The sequence below is a fragment of the Neorhizobium huautlense genome, assembly GCF_030811685.1.
In the GTDB taxonomy this organism is placed as follows: domain Bacteria; phylum Pseudomonadota; class Alphaproteobacteria; order Rhizobiales; family Rhizobiaceae; genus Neorhizobium; species Neorhizobium huautlense_A.
Genome location: NZ_JAUSRF010000002.1, coordinates 201,620 through 219,938 on the forward strand (window position 1 = coordinate 201,620; position 18,319 = coordinate 219,938).

The window sequence follows — 18,319 nt, forward strand, 5'->3', positions numbered from 1 at the left end:
GTGAAGACGTGCTCTGCCAAATCTGAAACCGCCAACCTTCGGCACGGGAAGGGAGCGGATCATCTCTTTTGGAATAAAAATGACCCTTCTGGAAAAGACCGGTATTCGAACCAAGATCCTTTCGATCATTTTTCTTATCTGTGCCGCGGGCCTTGGCGCCGTTGCCTATCTCTCCTCCGAATTCAAGGCGTCGGATGAGGCCTATTTCGACTTCATCAGCCGCGACAACCGTGCAACGCTGGAAGTGGCGCGCGCCAACCGCAATCTCGTGGGCCTGACGATGACGGCCTACCAGACCACGTTTTATGAGCCGCAGCACCCGATGTATCAGTTCGCTGCCAATGATTATGTTTCCACCAAGGAATATGTGGTGACCCAGCTCGGGCGGGCACGTGACCTGCTGCCGCAACATGCGCAGGCGCTGGATGGCCTGATCACCAGAATGCGTGCCGTCATCGCGCAGACCGACAAGGCAATCGAATTTGCAGCCCGCTCGGATGATGCGCAGGCGAAGATTGCACTGGAAAAGGCGGATGCCCTCGTCAATCCGCTCAGCGACGACATCCTGTCCTTCCTGCTGGCACGCATGGGCGACGTCGAAAGCCGCAGCAAGGTTCTGACCGCCGACAACAGTTCGCTGATCACCACGACGCTTGTCACGGTTGTCGCCATCTTCCTGGCGGTCATCGGCGCAGCGCTGTTCGTGACGTCTCACGGCATCACCACGCCGATCATCCGCTTGCGTGAGCGCATGCTGTCGCTGGCTGCCGGCAACACGGCCGATGAGATCGACGGCATGGGCCGCAAGGACGAAGTGGGTGAAATGGCCAAGGCCGTTCAGGTGTTCCGTGAAAACGCCCTGGAGCGCGACCGTCTTGCACAGGAAACCGAAGCCAACCGTTCGCTGTCGGAAAAAGAGCGTATCGAGCGCGAAAAGCAGAAGGCACAGGAAGCGGCCGACGTGCAGTTTGCCGTCGACAGCCTTGCGAGTGGCCTCGCAAAACTTTCGGATGGCGATGTTGCCTATCGCATCTCCCAGCCGTTCACGCAGAGCCTCGACAGCGTGCGCGGCAATTTCAACCAGTCGGCGGAAAAGCTGCAGATGGCACTCGTGCAGGTGTCGCAGAATGCCCGCGGCATCGATGCCGGCACGAACGAGATCAAGGCCGCGGCCGACGATCTGGCCAAGCGCACCGAACAGCAGGCGGCTGCCGTCGAGCAAACCGCCGCCGCACTCGAAGAGATCACCACCACGGTGAAGGATTCCACCCGACGTGCGCAGGAGGCCGGAAGCCTCGTGTCGCGCACCCGTCAGGAAGCGGAGCATTCCGGTGAAGTGGTGCGCCGCGCCGTCATCGCCATGGAGAGGATCGAAAAGTCCTCGAGCGAGATCGGCAATATCATCGGCGTCATCGACGACATCGCTTTCCAGACGAACCTGCTTGCGCTCAATGCAGGTGTCGAAGCGGCACGCGCCGGTGAAGCCGGCAAGGGGTTTGCGGTGGTGGCGCAGGAAGTGCGTGAACTGGCGCAGCGTTCCGCCAATGCGGCCAAGGAGATCAAGACGCTGATCACCACGTCGAACGAGCAGGTTCAGGAAGGTGTCGATCTGGTCGGTGCGACCGGCACGGCGCTGGAAAAGATCGTGGTCGAGGTGCAGGAGATCAACCGTCACGTGGCGGCGATCGTCGAGAGCGCCCACGAACAGTCGTCGGGACTTCAGCAGATCAACACGGCCGTCAACCAGATGGATCAGGACACGCAGAAGAACGCGGCCATGGTCGAGGAATCCACGGCTGCCAGCCATGGTCTGGCGCGCGAAGTGGCATCGCTCAACCAGTTGCTCGGCCAGTTCAAGCTTGGCTCGGAGATGCTCGCATCCGCCCGTGTTGCGCGCTCGACAGAGACACCTGTCGCATCGCCGGCGCGGGCGCTCGGCCGCAGGATTGCCTCAGCTTTCTCCGGCAATGCCGCGATCGATACGTCGAAGGACGAGTGGCAGGAATTCTGACATCCGTCGCATGACGTGAACTGAAAAAAGTCCGGGCGCCCTGTGCGCCCGGATTTGTTTACGGGGCGCGGTCTGATGCCGATCGGTTGGTGGACCTTATTCGATCATCCCAAGCTCGCGCATCAGGTTCAGATCGTCGGTCAACATATTGTTCATTGCCTCGTCCTCCGACAGCGAAGCGTTGAAGCGGGAAAAGGTCAGGGTGTGAATGCCAATGATGATGTCCGTATTTTCGGGGAAGCGTTCCTGGAATTTGCGGACGAAACCACCGATAAACCGAGGTGTCGCCACCTCGAATTCCAAGCCTTTTTTCAGATCGTCATAGGCAAGCCCTTCGATTTCTATCTCCTCACTTTCGTATGGAACGGGCAGTTTCAGATGGTTTGGATGGGAATGCAGAAGGGTGAACGTGTACTGTGGAAAGGGAAGTATGGACCGGTCCAGATATCCCCAACTGGTGAGGGTGAAATTTGCATTCACCCACTCCTTGAAATCTTCAATCCGATAATTGAGCCTGCTGTCTTGTCTCGGTCCGCCGAACACCATGAAATCCCAGGCCACATCATATTGTGACCTTTTGTATTCCAGATCCGGCTGGTTCATCTCAATCTTCCTTCCGTCGGACGAGATGCACTCAGAAAAACGCCTGAATGCCCGTCTGCGCACGGCCCAGGATCAGCGCATGCACATCATGCGTGCCCTCATACGTGTTCACCGTCTCAAGATTCTGCGCGTGGCGCATGACATGGTATTCGATCTGGATGCCGTTGCCGCCATGCATGTCGCGCGCCTGACGGGCGATGTCGAGCGCCTTGCCGCAATTGTTGCGCTTGACGATGGAGATCATTTCCGGCGCCATCTTGTGCGCGTCCATCAATTCGCCGACGCGCAAGCTTGCCTGCAGGCCGAGGGTGATTTCGGTCTGCATGTCGGCCAGCTTTTTCTGGTAAAGCTGCATGCCGGCCAGCGGCTTGCCGAACTGCTTTCTGTCCAGACCATATTGACGGGCGCGGAACCAGCAGTCTTCGGCGGCCCCCAGAACACCCCAGGAAATGCCGTAGCGGGCGCGGTTGAGGCAGCCGAACGGGCCCTTGAGGCCGGACACATTCGGCAGAAGCGCATCTTCGCCGACTTCGACGCTGTCCAGCACGATCTCGCCGGTGATCGAGGCGCGCAGCGAAAGCTTGCCGCCGATCTTTGGCGCCGACAGTCCCTTCATGCCCTTTTCCAGAACGAAACCGCGGATCTCGTTATTGTGTGCTTCCGACTTGGCCCAGACGACAAAAACGTCGGCGATCGGCGCGTTGGAGATCCATGTCTTTGCGCCGCGCAGGCGATACCCGCCCTCGATCTTTTCGGCGCGGGTTTTCATGCCGCCGGGGTCGGAGCCGGCATCCGGTTCGGTGAGGCCGAAACAGCCGATCAGTTCGCCGGAAACGAGACCCGGCAGATATTTCTGTTTCTGCTCGTCGGAGCCGTAGGCAAAGATCGGGTAGATGACGAGCGAGGACTGCACACTCATCATCGAGCGATAACCGCTGTCGATGCGCTCGATCTCGCGGGCAACGAGGCCATAAGCCACATAGGATGCGTTGGCGGCACCGAACTCTTCCGGCAGGGTGACGCCGAGCAGACCGGTCTGGCCCATCAGCTTGAACAGGCCCTTGTCGGTCGTTTCGTCCAGATAGGCTTCCTGAACGCGCGGCAAAAGTTCGGACTTGGCGAAGGCTGCGGCCGTATCGCGGATCATCCGCTCGTCTTCGTTGATCTGCTCATCGAGCAGAAACGGGTCTTCCCAGGAAAATGCGGTGCGCGAACTCACGATGATGCCTCCGATATCAGGTGTGGCCGGCATTGTCCGGGAGGGATTGACGGACGGCAAGCGTTGTTTACTCATTTCGCCATGAGATATAGGAATGGATCATGATCACTGCTAGCCGAAGATTGCTGCCTTCTACCGGTGCGCTGGCCGCTTTTGATGCGGTGGCGCGGCTCGGCAGTTTTTCCGGTGCGGCCGATGAGCTTTCGCTGACGCAAGGCGCCGTCAGCCGCCAGATTTCCGGGCTTGAGGACCAGTTGGGCGTGCTTCTGTTCGAGCGCACCAGCCGTGGTGTCGGGTTGACGGTGGCGGGTGTGGATTATGCCAAATCGATCGGCAATGCCTTGTCGCTGATCCGCTCGGCCTCGCTGAAGGCCATGACGAAAACGCATAATGACCAGCTCAATCTCGCCATCCTGCCGACTTTCGGCACGCGCTGGCTGATGCCGCGCATTCCGCGGTTCGTCGAACGCCATCCGGAAATCACGCTGAATTTCGCCACCCGTATCGGCGTTTTCGATTTCGAGAAGGACGGGCTGGATATGGCCATCCATATCGGCCTGCCGGATTGGCCGGGGGCGGAATGCACCTTTCTGATGGATGAGATGGTGGCGCCGGTGGCGAGCCCCGCCTTTCTGGCCGCGCATCCGGTCAATGGTGCAGAGGATCTGCGTGCGTTACCGCTGCTGCATATGGCGTCGCGGCCGGGGGCGTGGAACCATTGGTTCCAGAGTCTTGGGCTTCGCGATGCGCCGTCGCAGGGCATGCGGTTCGAACAGTTTTCCAGTGTGGCGCAGGCCTGCATTGCCGGGCTTGGTGTCGCCTTGATGCCGCTGTTCCTGATCGAGTCCGAATTGCGCAATGGCGAGATTGTTCAGGCTTTTCCGCATCAGGTGCGTAGTCCCAGCGCCTATTATGCGGTAGCACCCGTCGCCAAGACCGATTCCCGACCCGTCAGCGTTTTCCGTGAATGGCTGGTCGAGGAGATCGGCCGTTATCGCGATGAACCCTATTTCGCGTGAACCCGTATTTCGTGGATGGAGAGCCGCATGCAGCCGCACGATTTCTGGCAGGAAATCTATCCCGCCGACACGTTTGATCCGGCAGGCCCGTTCGAGACCTTCTATCCGGCGGTGCTGGAGGATGGCCGGCAGATCATGCTGCCGATCCGGCATCTCTCCAATGGTGAAAATGCGCTCGCTTCGCTGATCATCAACCAAGCGAGTTTTGCCGTGCAGGATGCGCTGGCCGATGCGCTGGCAGCAAAACTCAAACCCTATGATCCGGAAATCGTCGTCGGCTTGCCGACGCTGGGCCTCACGCTTGCAGCTGCCGTTGCCCGCCGTCTCGGCCATGGCCGTTACGTGCCGCTCGGGACCTCGCGCAAATTCTGGTACGACGACGAGTTGTCAGTGCCGATGTCGTCGATCACCACGCCGGAATACAGCAAGCGGCTTTATGCCGATCCGCGCATGCTGCCTCTGTTGCGCGGCACCCGTATCGCGCTGATCGACGATGTGATTTCCAGCGGTTCCTCCATTCTCGCCGGCCTGTCGCTGATGGAGGCGATCGGTATCGAACCTGTGGTGATCGGTGCCGCCATGCTGCAATCGGAACGCTGGCGCGGCACCATCGCCGATATCGATCCGAAGTGGCGCGACCTGATCGTCGGTGTGTTCAGAACGCCGATGCTGAGCAGGACCGATGACGGGCATTGGACCAAATAAAGATGATTTTTTCCGGCTTGCCGAGTGTGTGGAGTTCTGAATAGGATCAGCGCTTCGCATTCGCAGCAGAGATCTGGAAAATTCATGGAACTGGTGTTCGACGGCCATAACGACGTGCTTCTCCGGCTTTGGAGGACCATGAAGGGGGGCGGGGACCCCGTCGCCGAATTTGCCAAGGGCACGAGCCAAGGCCATATCGATGCGCCGCGCGCAAAAATCGGCGGTCTCGCCGGTGGCATCTGCGCCATCTACATTCCCTCCGGCGACCTGATCTTGAAGGAACCGGACGCCAACGGCCATTACGAGACGCCGCTCGCCGCCCCGCTGGAATATTTATCCTCGCTGCAGATCGGCATGGAAAAGGCGTCTATCGCGCTGCGTCTGGAACAGGCGGGCGCATGGCGCCTCTGCCGCAACACCGCCGATATCCGCAGGGCCATGGCAGACGGCGTGTTTGCCGCCGTTTTGCATATGGAAGGCTGCGAGCCGATCAGCGCCGATCTCGCCGAACTCGACGTATTTTACGCGGCCGGCTTGCGCTCGCTCGGTCCGGTCTGGAGCCGTCACAACATTTTTGGTCACGGCGTGCCGTTTGCCTATCCGATGTCGCCGGATACCGGACCGGGGCTGACCGATATCGGTTTCGAACTGGTCAAGGCCTGCAACAGGCTCGGCATCCTCATCGATCTCGCCCACATCACCGAAAAGGGTTTTTGGGATGTGGCAAAAACAACCGACCAGCCGCTGATCGCCAGCCATTCCAACGCGCATGCGCTCACACAGGTGGCGCGCAATCTCACCGACAAACAGATGGATGCGATCAAGGAAAGTCGCGGCCTTGCCGGTCTCAACTATGCCGTCACCATGCTACGCCCGGATGCGCGCGACAATGCCGCCACGCCGCTCTCCGATATGATCCGCCATATCGATTACATGGTGGAGCGCATGGGCATCGATTGCGTGGCGCTCGGATCGGACTTCGATGGTGCAACCGTACCGGCCGATATTCACGATGCGGCCGGCAACCAGAAACTGGTTGCAGCCCTTCGGGACGCGGGCTACGCTTCTGAAGACATTGCTAAATTGTGCCGGGAGAACTGGCTGCGTGTGCTGGGGGAGGCCTGGCGCGAGAAGGCCTGACCCGCCACATTTTCTGATCCGAAAACAAAGACAATAACGGGCAACAAAACAACGGGAACGACGACCATGATGAACTCTCTCAACAGACGCGTTCGCATTCTTTCCGCAGGTGCGGCGCTTGCGCTGATCACGCTTGCAGCACCACAGGCCTTTGCCGCGACACCGGCCGATACGCTGGTCGAAGGTTTTGCTATCGACGACATCATCACCATCGATCCGGGCGAGGCCTTTGAGCTGTCGACGGCGGAAGTGACCGCCAACAGCTACAGCAAGCTGGTCGGTCTCGATCCGGCCGATACGTCGAAAGTGGTCGGCGATCTCGCCGAAAGCTGGACGGTGTCGGATGACGGCATGACCTATACGTTCAAGCTCAAGCCGGACCTGAAATTTGCCTCCGGCAACCCGCTGACGGCGGAAGACGTCGCCTTCTCGTTCGAACGTGCCGTCAAGCTCGACAAGTCGCCGGCCTTCCTGCTCACCCAGTTCGGTCTGACCGGCGACAACGTGACGGAAAAGGCCAAGGCGACCGACGCCACGACCTTCACTTTTACCGTCGACAAGGCCTATGCGCCGAGCTTCGTCCTCAACGTTCTCACAGCCACCGTCGCCTCCGTGGTCGACAAGAAGGTTGTGATGGAACATGCCAAGCCGATGACGCCGAGCGCGGAATACAAATACGACACCGATTTCGGCAATGAATGGATGAAGACCGGTTACGCCGGCTCCGGCCCGTACAAGACGATGGCATGGCGCGCCAACGAAGCCGTCATCATGGAGGCCAACCCGAATTATTACGGTGAAAAGCCGAAGCTGAAGCGCGTCATCTACCGCCACATGAAGGAAAGCTCGGGCCAGCGCCTTGCGCTTGAAAACGGCGATATCGATGTGGCCCGCAATCTTGAGCCGAACGACCTCAAGGCCATCGAAGGCAAGGACGGCCTTTCGAGCACCTCGGCACCAAAAGGCACGATCTATTATTTCAGCCTCAACCAGAAAAACGAAAACCTCGCCAAGCCGGAAGTGGTCGAGGCGATGAAATATCTGGTCGATTACGATGCGATCGGCGCGACGCTGATCAAGGGCATCGGCGAGATCCACCAGACGTTCCTGCCCAAGGGCCAGCTCGGCGCCAGCGATGAAAAGCCCTACAAGCTCGACGTCGCCAAGGCCAAGGAACTGCTGGAAAAGGCAGGCCTGAAGGACGGTTTCTCCGTCACCATGGACGTGCGCAACACGCAGCCGGTGACCGGCATTGCCGAAAGCGTACAGCAGACGCTGGCGCAGGCCGGCATCAAGCTGAGCATCATTCCGGGCGACGGCAAGCAAACGCTGACCAAATACCGCGCCCGCACCCACGATATCTATATCGGTCAATGGGGTTCGGACTATTTCGACCCGAACTCGAATGCCGAGACCTTTACCGTCAACCCTGACAATTCCGACGAGGGCAAGAGCAAGACGCTGGCCTGGCGTAATGCCTGGGACGTGCCGAAGGAACTGTCGGACGCTTCCAAGGGCGCGCTTCTGGAAAAGGATGCCGCCAAGCGCGCCGCCATCTATCAGGACCTGCAGAAGAAGGTGGCGGCGGTCAGCCCGTTCGTGATCGTTTTCCAGCAGACGGAAGTGGCAGGCTATTCGTCGAAGCTCAAGGGCTACAAGCTTGGCCCGAGCTTTGATACGAACTTTGTGCATACGGTCTCGAAGGACTGATTGCGGCGGATATGGAATGAGGGCGGTGCGCCCAGCTGATCTCCCCCCTTGAGGGGGAGATGCCCGGCAGGGCAGAGGGGGGTAATGCTGGCGCAAATGCCGCTTTCGAACCATCTGCCGCACCGTTGCTCACCCCCCTCTGTCAGCTTCGCTGACATCTCGCCCTCAAGGGGGGAGATCTTTGGGAGCCAGCCGCACCGCCTCAAATCCATAGGCATCACGCTCTAGGAGATCTTCTTGACTCTCAACGATACGACGGCAGCGACACGGCGCAAGCGTAGCCGGTCCTCCTCCACCGGCAAGGCGGTTCTCCGTTTTCTGGTGACTGTCGTCACGACATTCTTAGGCCTGCTCGCCGTCACCTTCTTCATCGGCCGCGTGATCCCCATCGATCCGGCGCTTGCCATTGTCGGCGACCGCGCACCGGCGCATGTGGTGGAACGCGTGCGTGAGCAGCTGGGGCTCAACCTGCCGCTCTACCAGCAGTTCTATTTCTATGTCCGCGACGCACTGACCGGCAATTTCGGCACCTCCGTTCTCACCACCAATCCGGTGATGGAGGATATCCGCCGCGTCTTTCCTGCGACGATGGAGCTTGCCACGGTCGGCACCGTCTTTGGCGCGTTGTTCGGCATCCCGCTCGGCGTGCTCGCCGCCGTCAAGCGTGGCAGCATCGCCGACCAGATCGTTCGTGTTGTCGGGCTGATCGGCTATTCCGTGCCGATCTTCTGGCTCGGGCTTCTGTCGCTGGTGCTGTTTTATGCAAAGCTGCGCTGGGTGGCTTATCCCGGCCGTCTCGATATCGTCTATGAATACACGTTTACGCCGATCACCGGGTTTTTCCTGTTCGACAGTCTCGTTCAGGGCCAGTGGGACGTCTTTTGGGATGCGTTCCGCCACATCATTCTGCCCGGCGCGCTGCTCGGCTATTTTTCGCTCGCCTACATCAGCCGCATGACCCGCTCCTTCATGCTGAACGAGCTGCAGCAAGAGTACATCGTTGCCGCTCGCGCGAAGGGCTTGTCCGAAACGCGGATCATCTGGTTCCACGCGCTACGCAATGCCGCCGTGCCGCTGATCACCGTGATCGCGCTTTCCTATGCCGGTCTTTTGGAAGGCTCGGTCCTGACCGAAACCATCTTTTCCTGGCCGGGACTTGGCCTCTACATCACCAATTCGCTGCAGAATGCGGACATGAATGCGGTTTTGGGCGGAACGATCATCGTCGGCTCCGTTTTCATCGCCATCAACCTCTTGTCCGACCTTCTTTACCGCACGCTTGATCCAAGGACACGCAGCCGATGAGCGTCGTGGAACAGACCCCAAAACCCTATAGCCGCGATTGGCTGCTCTCCGACCGCCCCACTTCGCGCCATCAGGCACGGCTTGGCCGCGCCTATGTGATCTGGCGGCGGTTTTCCGAAAACCGGCTGGCACTGGTCGGTCTCGGCATCATCATCCTGCTGCTGTTTGTTGCCGCATTTGCCAATGTGCTGGCGCCGCACAACCCGGTGCAGGGCGATCTGATGAATGCCCGCCTGCTGCCGCCCGGTTCGCCGGGATATTGGCTCGGCACCGACGATCAGGGCCGCGATATTCTGTCCCGCCTGATCCATGGTTCGCGGCTGACGCTGATGGTGATCGTGCTGGTGGCGGTCATAGCCGCACCGATCGGCCTGATCGTCGGCACCGTTTCCGGTTATGCCGGCGGCTGGATCGATGCGATCCTGATGCGCATAACCGATATCTTTCTGGCCTTTCCAAAACTGGTTCTGGCGCTGGCGCTGGTCGCCGCTCTCGGCCCCGGTATCGAAAACGCCATTCTCGCCATCGCCGTCACCTCATGGCCGCCTTATGCGCGTATCGCCCGTGCCGAAACGCTGACATTCCGCAATTCGGAATTCATCTCGGCCGTCAAGCTGATGGGCGCGTCGCCCTTCCGCATCGTGCTGCGCCATGTCATGCCGCTCTGCCTGTCGTCGCTGATCGTGCGCGTGACGCTGGATATGGCCGGCATCATCCTGACGGCCGCCGGTCTCGGTTTCCTCGGCCTCGGCGCACAGCCGCCGCTGCCGGAATGGGGGGCGATGATCGCTTCCGGCCGTCGCTTCATTCTCGACCAGTGGTGGGTCGCGGCCATGCCGGGTTTTGCCATCCTGATCGTTAGCCTCGGCTTCAACCTGCTGGGCGACGGGTTGCGCGATGCGCTCGATCCGAAGGAGGCCGGCCAATGAGTGCACCTCTCCTGACGGTCGACGACCTGCGCGTCACTTTCCCAACCCGCACCGGTGAAGTGCAGGCGGTGCGTGGCGTGTCGTTCACGCTCGGTCGCGAACGGCTGGGCATTGTCGGCGAAAGCGGGTCGGGCAAATCCCAGACCGGGCGCGCCATCATGGGGCTGACGCCGGGCCATGCAAAGATCACCGCCTCAAAGCTGGAATTCGACGGCATCGACCTGTTGAAAGCCACGCCAAAACAGCGGCGGGATCTTCGCGGCAAACGCATCGGCATGATCTTGCAGGATCCAAAGTATTCGCTGAACCCGGTGATGACGATCGGCAAGCAGATCATCGAAACGCTGCTCGCGCATGAAAAGCTCAGCCGTTCCGAAGCGCGTGAACGGGCACTGAAAATGCTGGAAGCGGTGCAGATCCGCGATCCCGAGCGTGTGTTCGGGCTTTATCCGAACGAGGTTTCGGGCGGCATGGGCCAGCGCGTGATGATCGCCATGATGCTGATCTGCGGGCCGGAAATGCTGATCGCCGACGAACCGACCTCGGCGCTCGATGTCACCGTGCAGCTCGACGTGCTGTCCATCCTCGACAAGCTGGTGGCCGAACGTGGCATGGGGCTGGTGTTCATCAGCCACGACCTGCGGCTGGTTTCCTCCTTCTGTGACCGCGTCATCGTCATGTATGCCGGCCGTATCGTCGAGGAACTGCCGTCGGCCGATCTGGCGCAGGCGAAACATCCTTATACGCAAGGCCTGCTCAACTGCCTGCCGACCATCGGCACCGACCGGCATCCGCTGCCGGTTCTGGAGCGCAAGGCGGAGTGGTCGGCGTGAAGATGGGCAAAATGACAGATAGGACCGCACTTTCCGTCCGCGACATGGTCGTGACCTTCGACGAATATGTGGCGCTCGACAAGGTGAGCGTCGATGTCGCCACCGGCGAGAGCTTTGGCATCGTCGGCGAATCCGGTTCCGGAAAATCGACATTGTTGCGTGCCGTCGCCGGCCTCAACCGGTTCGACGAGGGCACGCTCAGCGTCGATGGTCGCACTTACCGGAGCGGCAGTCGCGACAAGGAATTTTACCGCACCGTGCAGATGGTGTTTCAGGACCCTTACGGATCGCTGCATCCGCGCCAGACGGTGGACCGTCTGCTGCTGGAGCCGCTGGCCATCCACGGTTTCGACGATATCGACGGGCGTATTGCTCGTGCGCTGGATGAGGTTGGCTTGGGCGCCGGTTTCCGTTTCCGCTATTCGCACCAGCTTTCCGGTGGTCAGCGCCAGCGTATCGCCATTGCGCGGGCGCTGATCCTGGAGCCAAAAATTTTGCTGCTGGACGAGCCGACCTCGGCGCTCGATGCGTCGATCCAGGCGGAAATCCTCAACCTGCTGGAACAGGCCCGAAAAGACCGAAACCTGACCTTCGTCATGGTCAGCCACGATCTTGGCGTTATCAGCCATATGTGCGAACGGGTGGCGGTGATGAAAAACGGCAGGATTGTCGAAACGGTGCCGGTCGAGGCACTGGAAAAGCGCGCGTTTTCAGAGGATTATACGCGCCAGCTTCTGGTCGCCAGCGAAGGGTTTCGTCGCGGCTAAATTTTTGCCGCGACAGATATTGGATTTTCCGCATGCAGCTTCGCGCCCTGATGTATTTTGACGAACTGGTGCGCACCAATTCCATGCGCGCTGCGGCGGAAAACATGGGCGTGGCCGCCACCGCCGTCAGCCGCCAGATCGAAAACCTCGAACATTACTTTGGCACGCCCTTGGTGGAGCGCAACAATCGCGGCATCCGCCTGACCGCTGCCGGTGAGCTGCTGGCAGCGCGGGCGGGCAAGACATTGCGCGAGTTGGAGCATGTGCATCAGCTGATCGATGATCTGCAGGGCCTGCAGCGCGGCAAGGTGGTGATCTATGCCAATGGCGCGACGGTGGCGAACCTGCTCGCCCCCGTGCTCGCCGAGTTCAGCTTAAAATATCCGAAATTGCGGTTCGAGGTGGCCATCACTTCGGCGCGCGAGGCGGTAGAGGCGCTGGCTTCCGCCGAGGCCGATGTCGTGGTGGCGCTGTTTGCGCCCAAAATATCCGGGTTGAAGGTGCGGGTGCGCTCCGAACTGACTTATGACGTGATCCTCTCTGCCGATCACCCGGCAGCGGGTGCAAAGGAATTTACGCTGCGCGATCTCGTGCAGATGCCGCTTGCCCTGCCGGACAAGAGTTTTAGCGCCCGGCAGGCTTTCGAGGAGGTGTTTTCGAAAGCCGGACTGGAGCTTGACCCGGTCTTCGTCACCGGCGCATTGGAAATGCTCAAGGAACTGGTGCTGCGGCGCTCGGCGGTGACGCTCCTGCCAGCGCTTTCGGTCAAACGCGAGATCGATGCCGGGCAGCTGGTGGCGGTGCCGATTGCCGGGGCCAAGGCTGTAAAAACGCCGATGGAATTGTGTGTCGCCCCCGACCGACAATTGTCCTTTGCCGCCGGAAAACTGGTCGATTTTATCGAAGCCTTTATGCGCGGTGCCGTCACGAAAAAGGCGACGCCCAAGAAGACATCCTGACAAAATGCCCCGTGTAGCGATTTCGGCTACACAGAGACCACAAAAATCTGCATTGTGTGTGCACTTGCAACATGACAGTCTTTTGTCAATCACAGGCGGCGATGGTTCTTGGGCATCGGATGACCTGCCAAATGGGGAACGCGAATGGCTTTTTCTTCCTTCGTATCGGTAACGCGTCGCGCGGTGCTCGGGCTCACCGTTGCTGGTATCGCCGTTCTGGCGGCGCAGAGCCACGCATTTGCAGCGCCAAAAACATCGGTGACATTGGGCATGGCGGTCGAACCGGGCGGGCTTGATCCGACCATCGGCGCGCAGGTGATGATCGGTCAGGTGACCTGGCAGAACGTGTTCGAAGGCCTGACGACGATCGACCGCGACGGCAAGGTCGTGCCGCTTCTGGCCGAAAGCTGGACTGTCTCGCCCGATGGGCTGACCTATACGTTCAAGCTGCGTCAGGGCGTGAAATTCCACGATGGCGAGGCGTTCGACTCCTTGACGGCAAAATTCACGCTCGACCGTGCGCGTGGCGCTGACAGCGTCAATCCGCAGAAACGCTATTTCTCCACCATCGACACGATCGAAACACCGGATGCGGCCACGCTGGTGCTGAAGCTGAAACAGCCGACCGGCAGCCTGCTTTATTGGCTCGGCTGGCCGGCCTCGGTGATGGTGGCGCCCAAGACGGCGGATAACAACAAGGTGACACCCGTCGGCACCGGCCCGTTCAAGTTCGCCAATTGGGCCAAGGGTTCGCAGGTCGATCTCGTCAAAAATGCCGATTACTGGAACAAGGCGGTTTCGGTAAAGCTCGATAAGGCGTCCTTCCGTTTCATTGGTGATCCGCAGGCGCAGGCCGCTGCCCTGAAGGCGGGTGATGTCGATGGTTTCCCGGAATTCGGCGCGCCGGAACTGATGGACAGTTTTAAAGGCGATGCGCGGCTGGTGACGGAGATCGGCAATACCGAATTGAAGGTCGTTGCCGGCATGAACAATGCCATCAAGCCCTTTAACGACAAACGGGTGCGCCAAGCGCTGATGATGGCGGTCGATCGTGCCACCGTCATCGAAGGTGCGTGGTCGGGTCTCGGCACTGCGATCGGCAGCCATTACACGCCGAATGATCCGGGTTATGTCGATCTCACCGGCACCTGGCCCTATGATGTCGAAAAGGCCAAGGCGCTTTTGGCCGAAGCCGGTTATGCCAACGGCCTGACCTTCACCATCAAGGCACCGCAAATGGCCTATGCGCAGCGCAGCGCACAGGTTCTGCAGGCGATGTTTGCCGAAATCGGAGTGACGATGAATATCGAAACCACCGAGTTTCCTGCAAAATGGGTCTCGGATGTGTTGAAGGCGGCCAATTACGAGATGACCATCGTGGCGCATGCCGAACCGATGGATCTCGATATCTACGCCCGCGATCCCTATTACTTCAACTACAAGAACCCGGCCTTCAACGATGTGCTGCAAAAGGTGCAGGAGACGGCCGATCCGGCGGAACAGGCGAAGCTTTATGGTGAGGCCCAAAAGATTCTGGCCGATGATGTGCCGTCGCTGTTCCTGTTCGTGATGCCGAAGCTTGGGGTTTGGGATGGGAAGTTGAAGGGGCTTTGGGAGAACGAGCCTATCCCGTCGAACGTGCTGACGGATGTGTTTTGGGAAGAGTGAGGGTGATGTTGGGGCAGGCAGTGATGCCGCAGTTTTCCTGGTGGGGAGAGGAGGGCGCCGCACAGCGATCTCCCCCCTTGCGGGGGGGACCAGCTCGCGCCTGCCGCGTTGACGTCGCTTCCTCGACGAGGTTTAAAATCATGGCGGCCCTCCCATGATCACCATCCTCACCCGCCGCATTCTCAGCCTCATCATCACGCTTCTCGCCGTCTCACTGCTCGTTTTCTCCGTCATGAACCTGCTGCCCGGTGATCCGGCGTCGATCATGCTCGGCACCTCGGCCAGCCCCGATACGCTGGCGGCGCTGCAAAAACAGATGGGGCTCGATCAGCCGCTGCCTCTGCGTTACCTCGCATGGCTGTCCGACGTTCTGCAGGGTGATCTCGGCAATTCCTATACCTATAGCGTGCCGGTCGCCGGCCTGATCGTAGAGCGTTTGGCCGTGACGCTGCCTCTGGCGCTGATGGCCGTTGTTTTGTCAGTCGCGATCGCCGTACCGCTCGGCGTCACCGCCGCGCGCTATCGCAATGGACCTGTCGATTTTCTCATTGGCCTGTTTTCCTATGCCGGCATCGCCATGCCGGGGTTCTGGGTCGGGCTGCTGCTGATCCTGCTGTTTTCCTCACATCTCGGCTGGATGCCGGCCGGTGGTTTTCCGGGTTGGGATGCCGGTATCGGCGCCGGGCTGAAGGCGCTACTTCTGCCCGCCGTGTCGCTGGCACTGGCGCAGGCCGGCGTGTTGACGCGCGTGGCGCGCACCTCCGTGATTGAAGTGATGGGTGAGGATTTTGTTCGCACCGCCCGCGCCAAAGGCTTGGGTGAGGGGGCGGCACTCTGGCGGCATGCGGTGCCGAATGCACTCATTCCCGTTGTCACCATGCTCGGCCTGCAATTCACCTTTCTGGTGGCCGGTGCGGTGCTTGTCGAAAACGTCTTCAACCTGCCGGGGCTGGGGCGGCTTGCCTATCAGGCGCTGTCGCAACGCGACATCATCGTCATGCAGAATGTTGTTCTGTTTTTCGCCGGCCTCGTCATCATCATGAATTTCCTCGTGGATCTCGCCTATCTGGTGATCGATCCGCGATTGAGGGCGAAGGCGCAATGATCGCAAACATCCTGCGCCGCCCGGTTCTCGTCACCGGCCTCGTCGTCACGCTGGCGCTTGTCGCCATCGCGCTTCTGTCGCTGGTGTGGACGCCGGCGCAACCTTCGAAAATGCAGATCCTGCTGAAGCTGAAACCGCCGCTTGCCGCCGGTCTTCTGGGCACCGATCATTTTGGCCGCGATCTCACCTCCATGTTGATGGTGGGAGCCTGGAACTCGCTGTCGACGGCGCTGGTGGCGGTGGCGATCGGCGCCAGTATCGGCACGGCTGTAGGTGTTTTCGTTGCGGCGCAGCGCGGCTGGGCGGAAGTGATCGTCATGCGCATCTGCGACATCATCTTTGCGCTGCCGCCGATCCTGTCTGCGATGATGCTCGGGGCGTTTCTGGGCGCTGGGCGGTTCACCGCCATTTTGGCGATCGCCACTTTCATGGTCCCGGTGTTTGCCCGTCTCACCTTTGGCGCGGCGCTGCAGATCTGGACCCGCGATTACGTGATGGCGGCAATCGGCATGGGGCGGTCGGGCATGGCGATCACATTCACCCACGTTCTGCCGAATATTTCCAACCAGATCATCGTGCAGGTCACCATCCAGCTTGGCCTCGCCATCCTCACCGAAGCGGGCCTGAGTTTCCTCGGTCTCGGCATGCCGCCACCGGCGCCGACATGGGGACGGATGCTCGCCGATGCGCAGACCTATCTCGGTCAGGCGCCGTGGCTGGCGCTGTTGCCGGGCCTGGCCATCGCGCTGGCCGTGCTCGGTTTCAACATGCTGGGCGATGGTTTGCGCGATCTTCTCGATCCCAGAGACAGGAACTGAACGACAAACTCTTTTCAAAGCGAAGATATTGCCATGAACGATCTTCTGACATTGAGCATTCGCGAGCTTATCGGCCTTTTCGGCGATAAAAAATTGTCTCCTTCGGAATACTGGCTGGCCATCGAGGCACGTGTCGAAGTTTTCGAGCCGCATGTGCAGGCGCTTTATCTCTACGATCCGGAAAGTGCGCGGGCGCAGGCAAAAAACTCGACCGAACGCTGGGCGAGGGGCGAAGTTTTGGGGCCTCTCGATGGCATCCCCGTCACGCTGAAGGAGTTGATCGCAACCGAAGGCCAGCCGGTGCCGCTCGGCACGGCTGCGATGGACTTGACGCCTGCTTTAACGGACGCACCGATTGCCGCGCGCATGAAGGAAGACGGCGCCGTCATCTTTGCCAAAACCACATGCCCGGATTACGGCATGTTGTCCTCCGGCCTTTCCAGTTTTCACCATTTGAGCCGCAACCCGTGGGACCTTTCCCAAAACCCCGGCGGTTCCAGCGCCGGTGCCGCCTCTGCCGGTGCCGCCAGCTTAGGGCCCCTGCATATCGGCACGGATATCGGCGGTTCGGTGCGGCTTCCGGCCGGCTGGACCGGGCTTTTCGGTTTCAAGCCGAGCCATGGCCGCATTCCGGTCGATCCCTATTATGTCGGGCGCTGCGCCGGGCCGATGACCCGCACAGTCGAGGATGCCGCCTTTTCGATGGCGACGCTTTCCCGGCCTGACTGGCGCGATGGCACATCGCTGCCGCCGGAAAACATCGACTGGCTCGATCTCGATATCTACGTCAGGGGCATGAAGATCGGCCTGATGCTCGATGCCGGCGTCGGCCTTGCAGTAGAGGCTGAGGTGCGCGACGCGGTGATTGCCGCAGCGAAACGGTTCGAGGACGCCGGTGCCATCATCGTGCCGGTTGAACCGGTGATGACGCGCGCCATGCTGGATGGGCTCGACGTGTTCTGGCGGGCGCGGTTCTGGGGCGATATCGAGGCATTGTCCCCGGAGCGGCGGGCGAAAATCCTGCCCTATATCCTGCACTGGGCGGAAGGCGGGGCGGATGTTTCCGGCGTCGAGGCGGTGCGCGGTTTCAACCAGACGATCGCCATGCGGCAGGCATGTTCAAAACTGTTTTCCACGGTCGATGCGGTGATCTCGCCGACCAATCCGATTGTCTCCTATCCGGCTGACTGGGCCTCGCCCACCAACGATCCGGCAAGACCGTTCGAACATATCGGCTTCACCGTGCCATGGAACATGTCGGAACAGCCGGCCTCCTCGATCAATTGCGGATTTTCGACATCCGGCATGCCAATCGGCCTGCAGATCGTCGGGCCTAGATTTGCAGATATGACGGTGCTGCGGTTGTCGAAAGCGTTCGAAACGTGGACTGGCGGCGTGCCGAAATGGCCGGAACCTCCGATTGCCGGGTGATCTCTACATTTCTGCGGGCGTTCGGAACAAAAGTCCCGACCCGGCGTTGATGCGGTGAACCGAAGACAGGAAACCTGTGCCCTTTTAGAGGCACATG

General features: G+C 60.3%; 16 protein-coding genes. 14 read left to right on the forward strand and 2 right to left on the reverse strand.

The window, feature by feature from the left end:
- The first annotated feature begins 79 nt into the window (after positions 1-79).
- A complete protein-coding gene (locus J2T09_RS03550) occupies positions 80-2,011 on the forward strand; it encodes a methyl-accepting chemotaxis protein (protein ID WP_306831160.1) in 1,932 nt (643 codons plus the stop codon).
- Between the two features lie 96 nt (positions 2,012-2,107).
- Here J2T09_RS03550 and J2T09_RS03555 read toward each other — a convergent pair whose 3' ends face one another.
- Together J2T09_RS03555 and J2T09_RS03560 are read right to left on the reverse strand one after the other, a co-directional pair.
- Entirely contained in the window at positions 2,108-2,614 is a 507-nt protein-coding gene (locus J2T09_RS03555; RefSeq protein ID WP_306831163.1) for a hypothetical protein, read from the reverse strand.
- Positions 2,615-2,645: 31 nt separating this feature from the next.
- Positions 2,646-3,833 (reverse strand): acyl-CoA dehydrogenase, encoded by a 1,188-nt coding sequence (locus tag J2T09_RS03560; RefSeq protein WP_373458363.1) that lies wholly within the window; start codon positions 3,831-3,833, stop codon positions 2,646-2,648.
- A gap of 101 nt (positions 3,834-3,934) precedes the next feature.
- Here J2T09_RS03560 and J2T09_RS03565 point away from each other — a divergent pair, with 101 nt between their 5' ends.
- The 13 genes from J2T09_RS03565 (at position 3,935) to J2T09_RS03625 (ending at position 18,222) form a co-directional block, all read left to right on the forward strand.
- The gene (locus tag J2T09_RS03565; RefSeq protein WP_306831167.1) at positions 3,935-4,852 is read left to right on the forward strand and encodes a LysR family transcriptional regulator; all 918 of its coding nucleotides are present in this window, start codon (positions 3,935-3,937) and stop codon (positions 4,850-4,852) included.
- Positions 4,853-4,879: 27 nt separating this feature from the next.
- Entirely contained in the window at positions 4,880-5,557 is a 678-nt protein-coding gene (locus tag J2T09_RS03570; protein ID WP_306831169.1) for a phosphoribosyltransferase, read from the forward strand.
- 84 nt (positions 5,558-5,641) lie between these two features.
- The gene (locus J2T09_RS03575; RefSeq protein ID WP_306831170.1) at positions 5,642-6,697 is read left to right on the forward strand and encodes a dipeptidase; all 1,056 of its coding nucleotides are present in this window, start codon (positions 5,642-5,644) and stop codon (positions 6,695-6,697) included.
- Positions 6,698-6,763: 66 nt separating this feature from the next.
- On the forward strand, positions 6,764-8,407 hold the full coding sequence (locus tag J2T09_RS03580; protein WP_306831172.1) for an ABC transporter substrate-binding protein: 1,644 nt from the start codon (positions 6,764-6,766) through the stop codon (positions 8,405-8,407).
- 237 nt (positions 8,408-8,644) lie between these two features.
- Positions 8,645-9,712 (forward strand): ABC transporter permease, encoded by a 1,068-nt coding sequence (locus J2T09_RS03585; RefSeq protein WP_306831174.1) that lies wholly within the window; start codon positions 8,645-8,647, stop codon positions 9,710-9,712.
- The gene (locus J2T09_RS03590) at positions 9,709-10,641 is read left to right on the forward strand and encodes an ABC transporter permease (RefSeq protein WP_306831176.1); all 933 of its coding nucleotides are present in this window, start codon (positions 9,709-9,711) and stop codon (positions 10,639-10,641) included. Before J2T09_RS03585 ends, J2T09_RS03590 begins: the two co-directional genes overlap by 4 nt.
- On the forward strand, positions 10,638-11,474 hold the full coding sequence (locus J2T09_RS03595; RefSeq protein WP_306831178.1) for an ABC transporter ATP-binding protein: 837 nt from the start codon (positions 10,638-10,640) through the stop codon (positions 11,472-11,474). Before J2T09_RS03590 ends, J2T09_RS03595 begins: the two co-directional genes overlap by 4 nt.
- A gap of 11 nt (positions 11,475-11,485) precedes the next feature.
- Positions 11,486-12,241: an ABC transporter ATP-binding protein gene (locus tag J2T09_RS03600; protein WP_373458364.1), complete on the forward strand. Its 756-nt coding sequence runs from the start codon at positions 11,486-11,488 to the stop codon at positions 12,239-12,241.
- A gap of 32 nt (positions 12,242-12,273) precedes the next feature.
- Positions 12,274-13,200, forward strand: a complete 927-nt coding sequence (locus J2T09_RS03605) for a LysR family transcriptional regulator (protein ID WP_306831179.1) — start codon at positions 12,274-12,276, stop codon at positions 13,198-13,200.
- A gap of 144 nt (positions 13,201-13,344) precedes the next feature.
- Entirely contained in the window at positions 13,345-14,868 is a 1,524-nt protein-coding gene (locus J2T09_RS03610; RefSeq protein WP_306831181.1) for an ABC transporter substrate-binding protein, read from the forward strand.
- A 154-nt stretch (positions 14,869-15,022) separates the two neighbouring features.
- Complete coding sequence (locus tag J2T09_RS03615) at positions 15,023-15,973, forward strand: ABC transporter permease (RefSeq protein WP_306831183.1); 951 nt, start codon at positions 15,023-15,025, stop codon at positions 15,971-15,973.
- A complete protein-coding gene (locus J2T09_RS03620) occupies positions 15,970-16,791 on the forward strand; it encodes an ABC transporter permease (RefSeq protein ID WP_306831184.1) in 822 nt (273 codons plus the stop codon). Before J2T09_RS03615 ends, J2T09_RS03620 begins: the two co-directional genes overlap by 4 nt.
- A 33-nt stretch (positions 16,792-16,824) precedes the next feature.
- Positions 16,825-18,222: an amidase gene (locus J2T09_RS03625; RefSeq protein WP_306831186.1), complete on the forward strand. Its 1,398-nt coding sequence runs from the start codon at positions 16,825-16,827 to the stop codon at positions 18,220-18,222.
- Positions 18,223-18,319: the final 97 nt, after the last annotated feature.

Coding starts and splice junctions, on each gene's coding strand:
- J2T09_RS03610 (WP_306831181.1), top strand. CDS start 13,345: ATGGCTTTTTCTTCCTTCGTATCGGTAACGCGTCGCGCGGTGCTCGGG.
- J2T09_RS03605 (WP_306831179.1), top strand. CDS start 12,274: ATGCAGCTTCGCGCCCTGATGTATTTTGACGAACTGGTGCGCACCAAT.
- J2T09_RS03580 (WP_306831172.1), top strand. CDS start 6,764: ATGATGAACTCTCTCAACAGACGCGTTCGCATTCTTTCCGCAGGTGCG.
- J2T09_RS03600 (WP_373458364.1), top strand. CDS start 11,486: ATGACAGATAGGACCGCACTTTCCGTCCGCGACATGGTCGTGACCTTC.
- J2T09_RS03615 (WP_306831183.1), top strand. CDS start 15,023: ATGATCACCATCCTCACCCGCCGCATTCTCAGCCTCATCATCACGCTT.
- J2T09_RS03590 (WP_306831176.1), top strand. CDS start 9,709: ATGAGCGTCGTGGAACAGACCCCAAAACCCTATAGCCGCGATTGGCTG.
- J2T09_RS03555 (WP_306831163.1), bottom strand. CDS start 2,614: ATGAACCAGCCGGATCTGGAATACAAAAGGTCACAATATGATGTGGCC.
- J2T09_RS03595 (WP_306831178.1), top strand. CDS start 10,638: ATGAGTGCACCTCTCCTGACGGTCGACGACCTGCGCGTCACTTTCCCA.
- J2T09_RS03565 (WP_306831167.1), top strand. CDS start 3,935: ATGATCACTGCTAGCCGAAGATTGCTGCCTTCTACCGGTGCGCTGGCC.
- J2T09_RS03570 (WP_306831169.1), top strand. CDS start 4,880: ATGCAGCCGCACGATTTCTGGCAGGAAATCTATCCCGCCGACACGTTT.
- J2T09_RS03620 (WP_306831184.1), top strand. CDS start 15,970: ATGATCGCAAACATCCTGCGCCGCCCGGTTCTCGTCACCGGCCTCGTC.
- J2T09_RS03550 (WP_306831160.1), top strand. CDS start 80: ATGACCCTTCTGGAAAAGACCGGTATTCGAACCAAGATCCTTTCGATC.
- J2T09_RS03625 (WP_306831186.1), top strand. CDS start 16,825: ATGAACGATCTTCTGACATTGAGCATTCGCGAGCTTATCGGCCTTTTC.
- J2T09_RS03575 (WP_306831170.1), top strand. CDS start 5,642: ATGGAACTGGTGTTCGACGGCCATAACGACGTGCTTCTCCGGCTTTGG.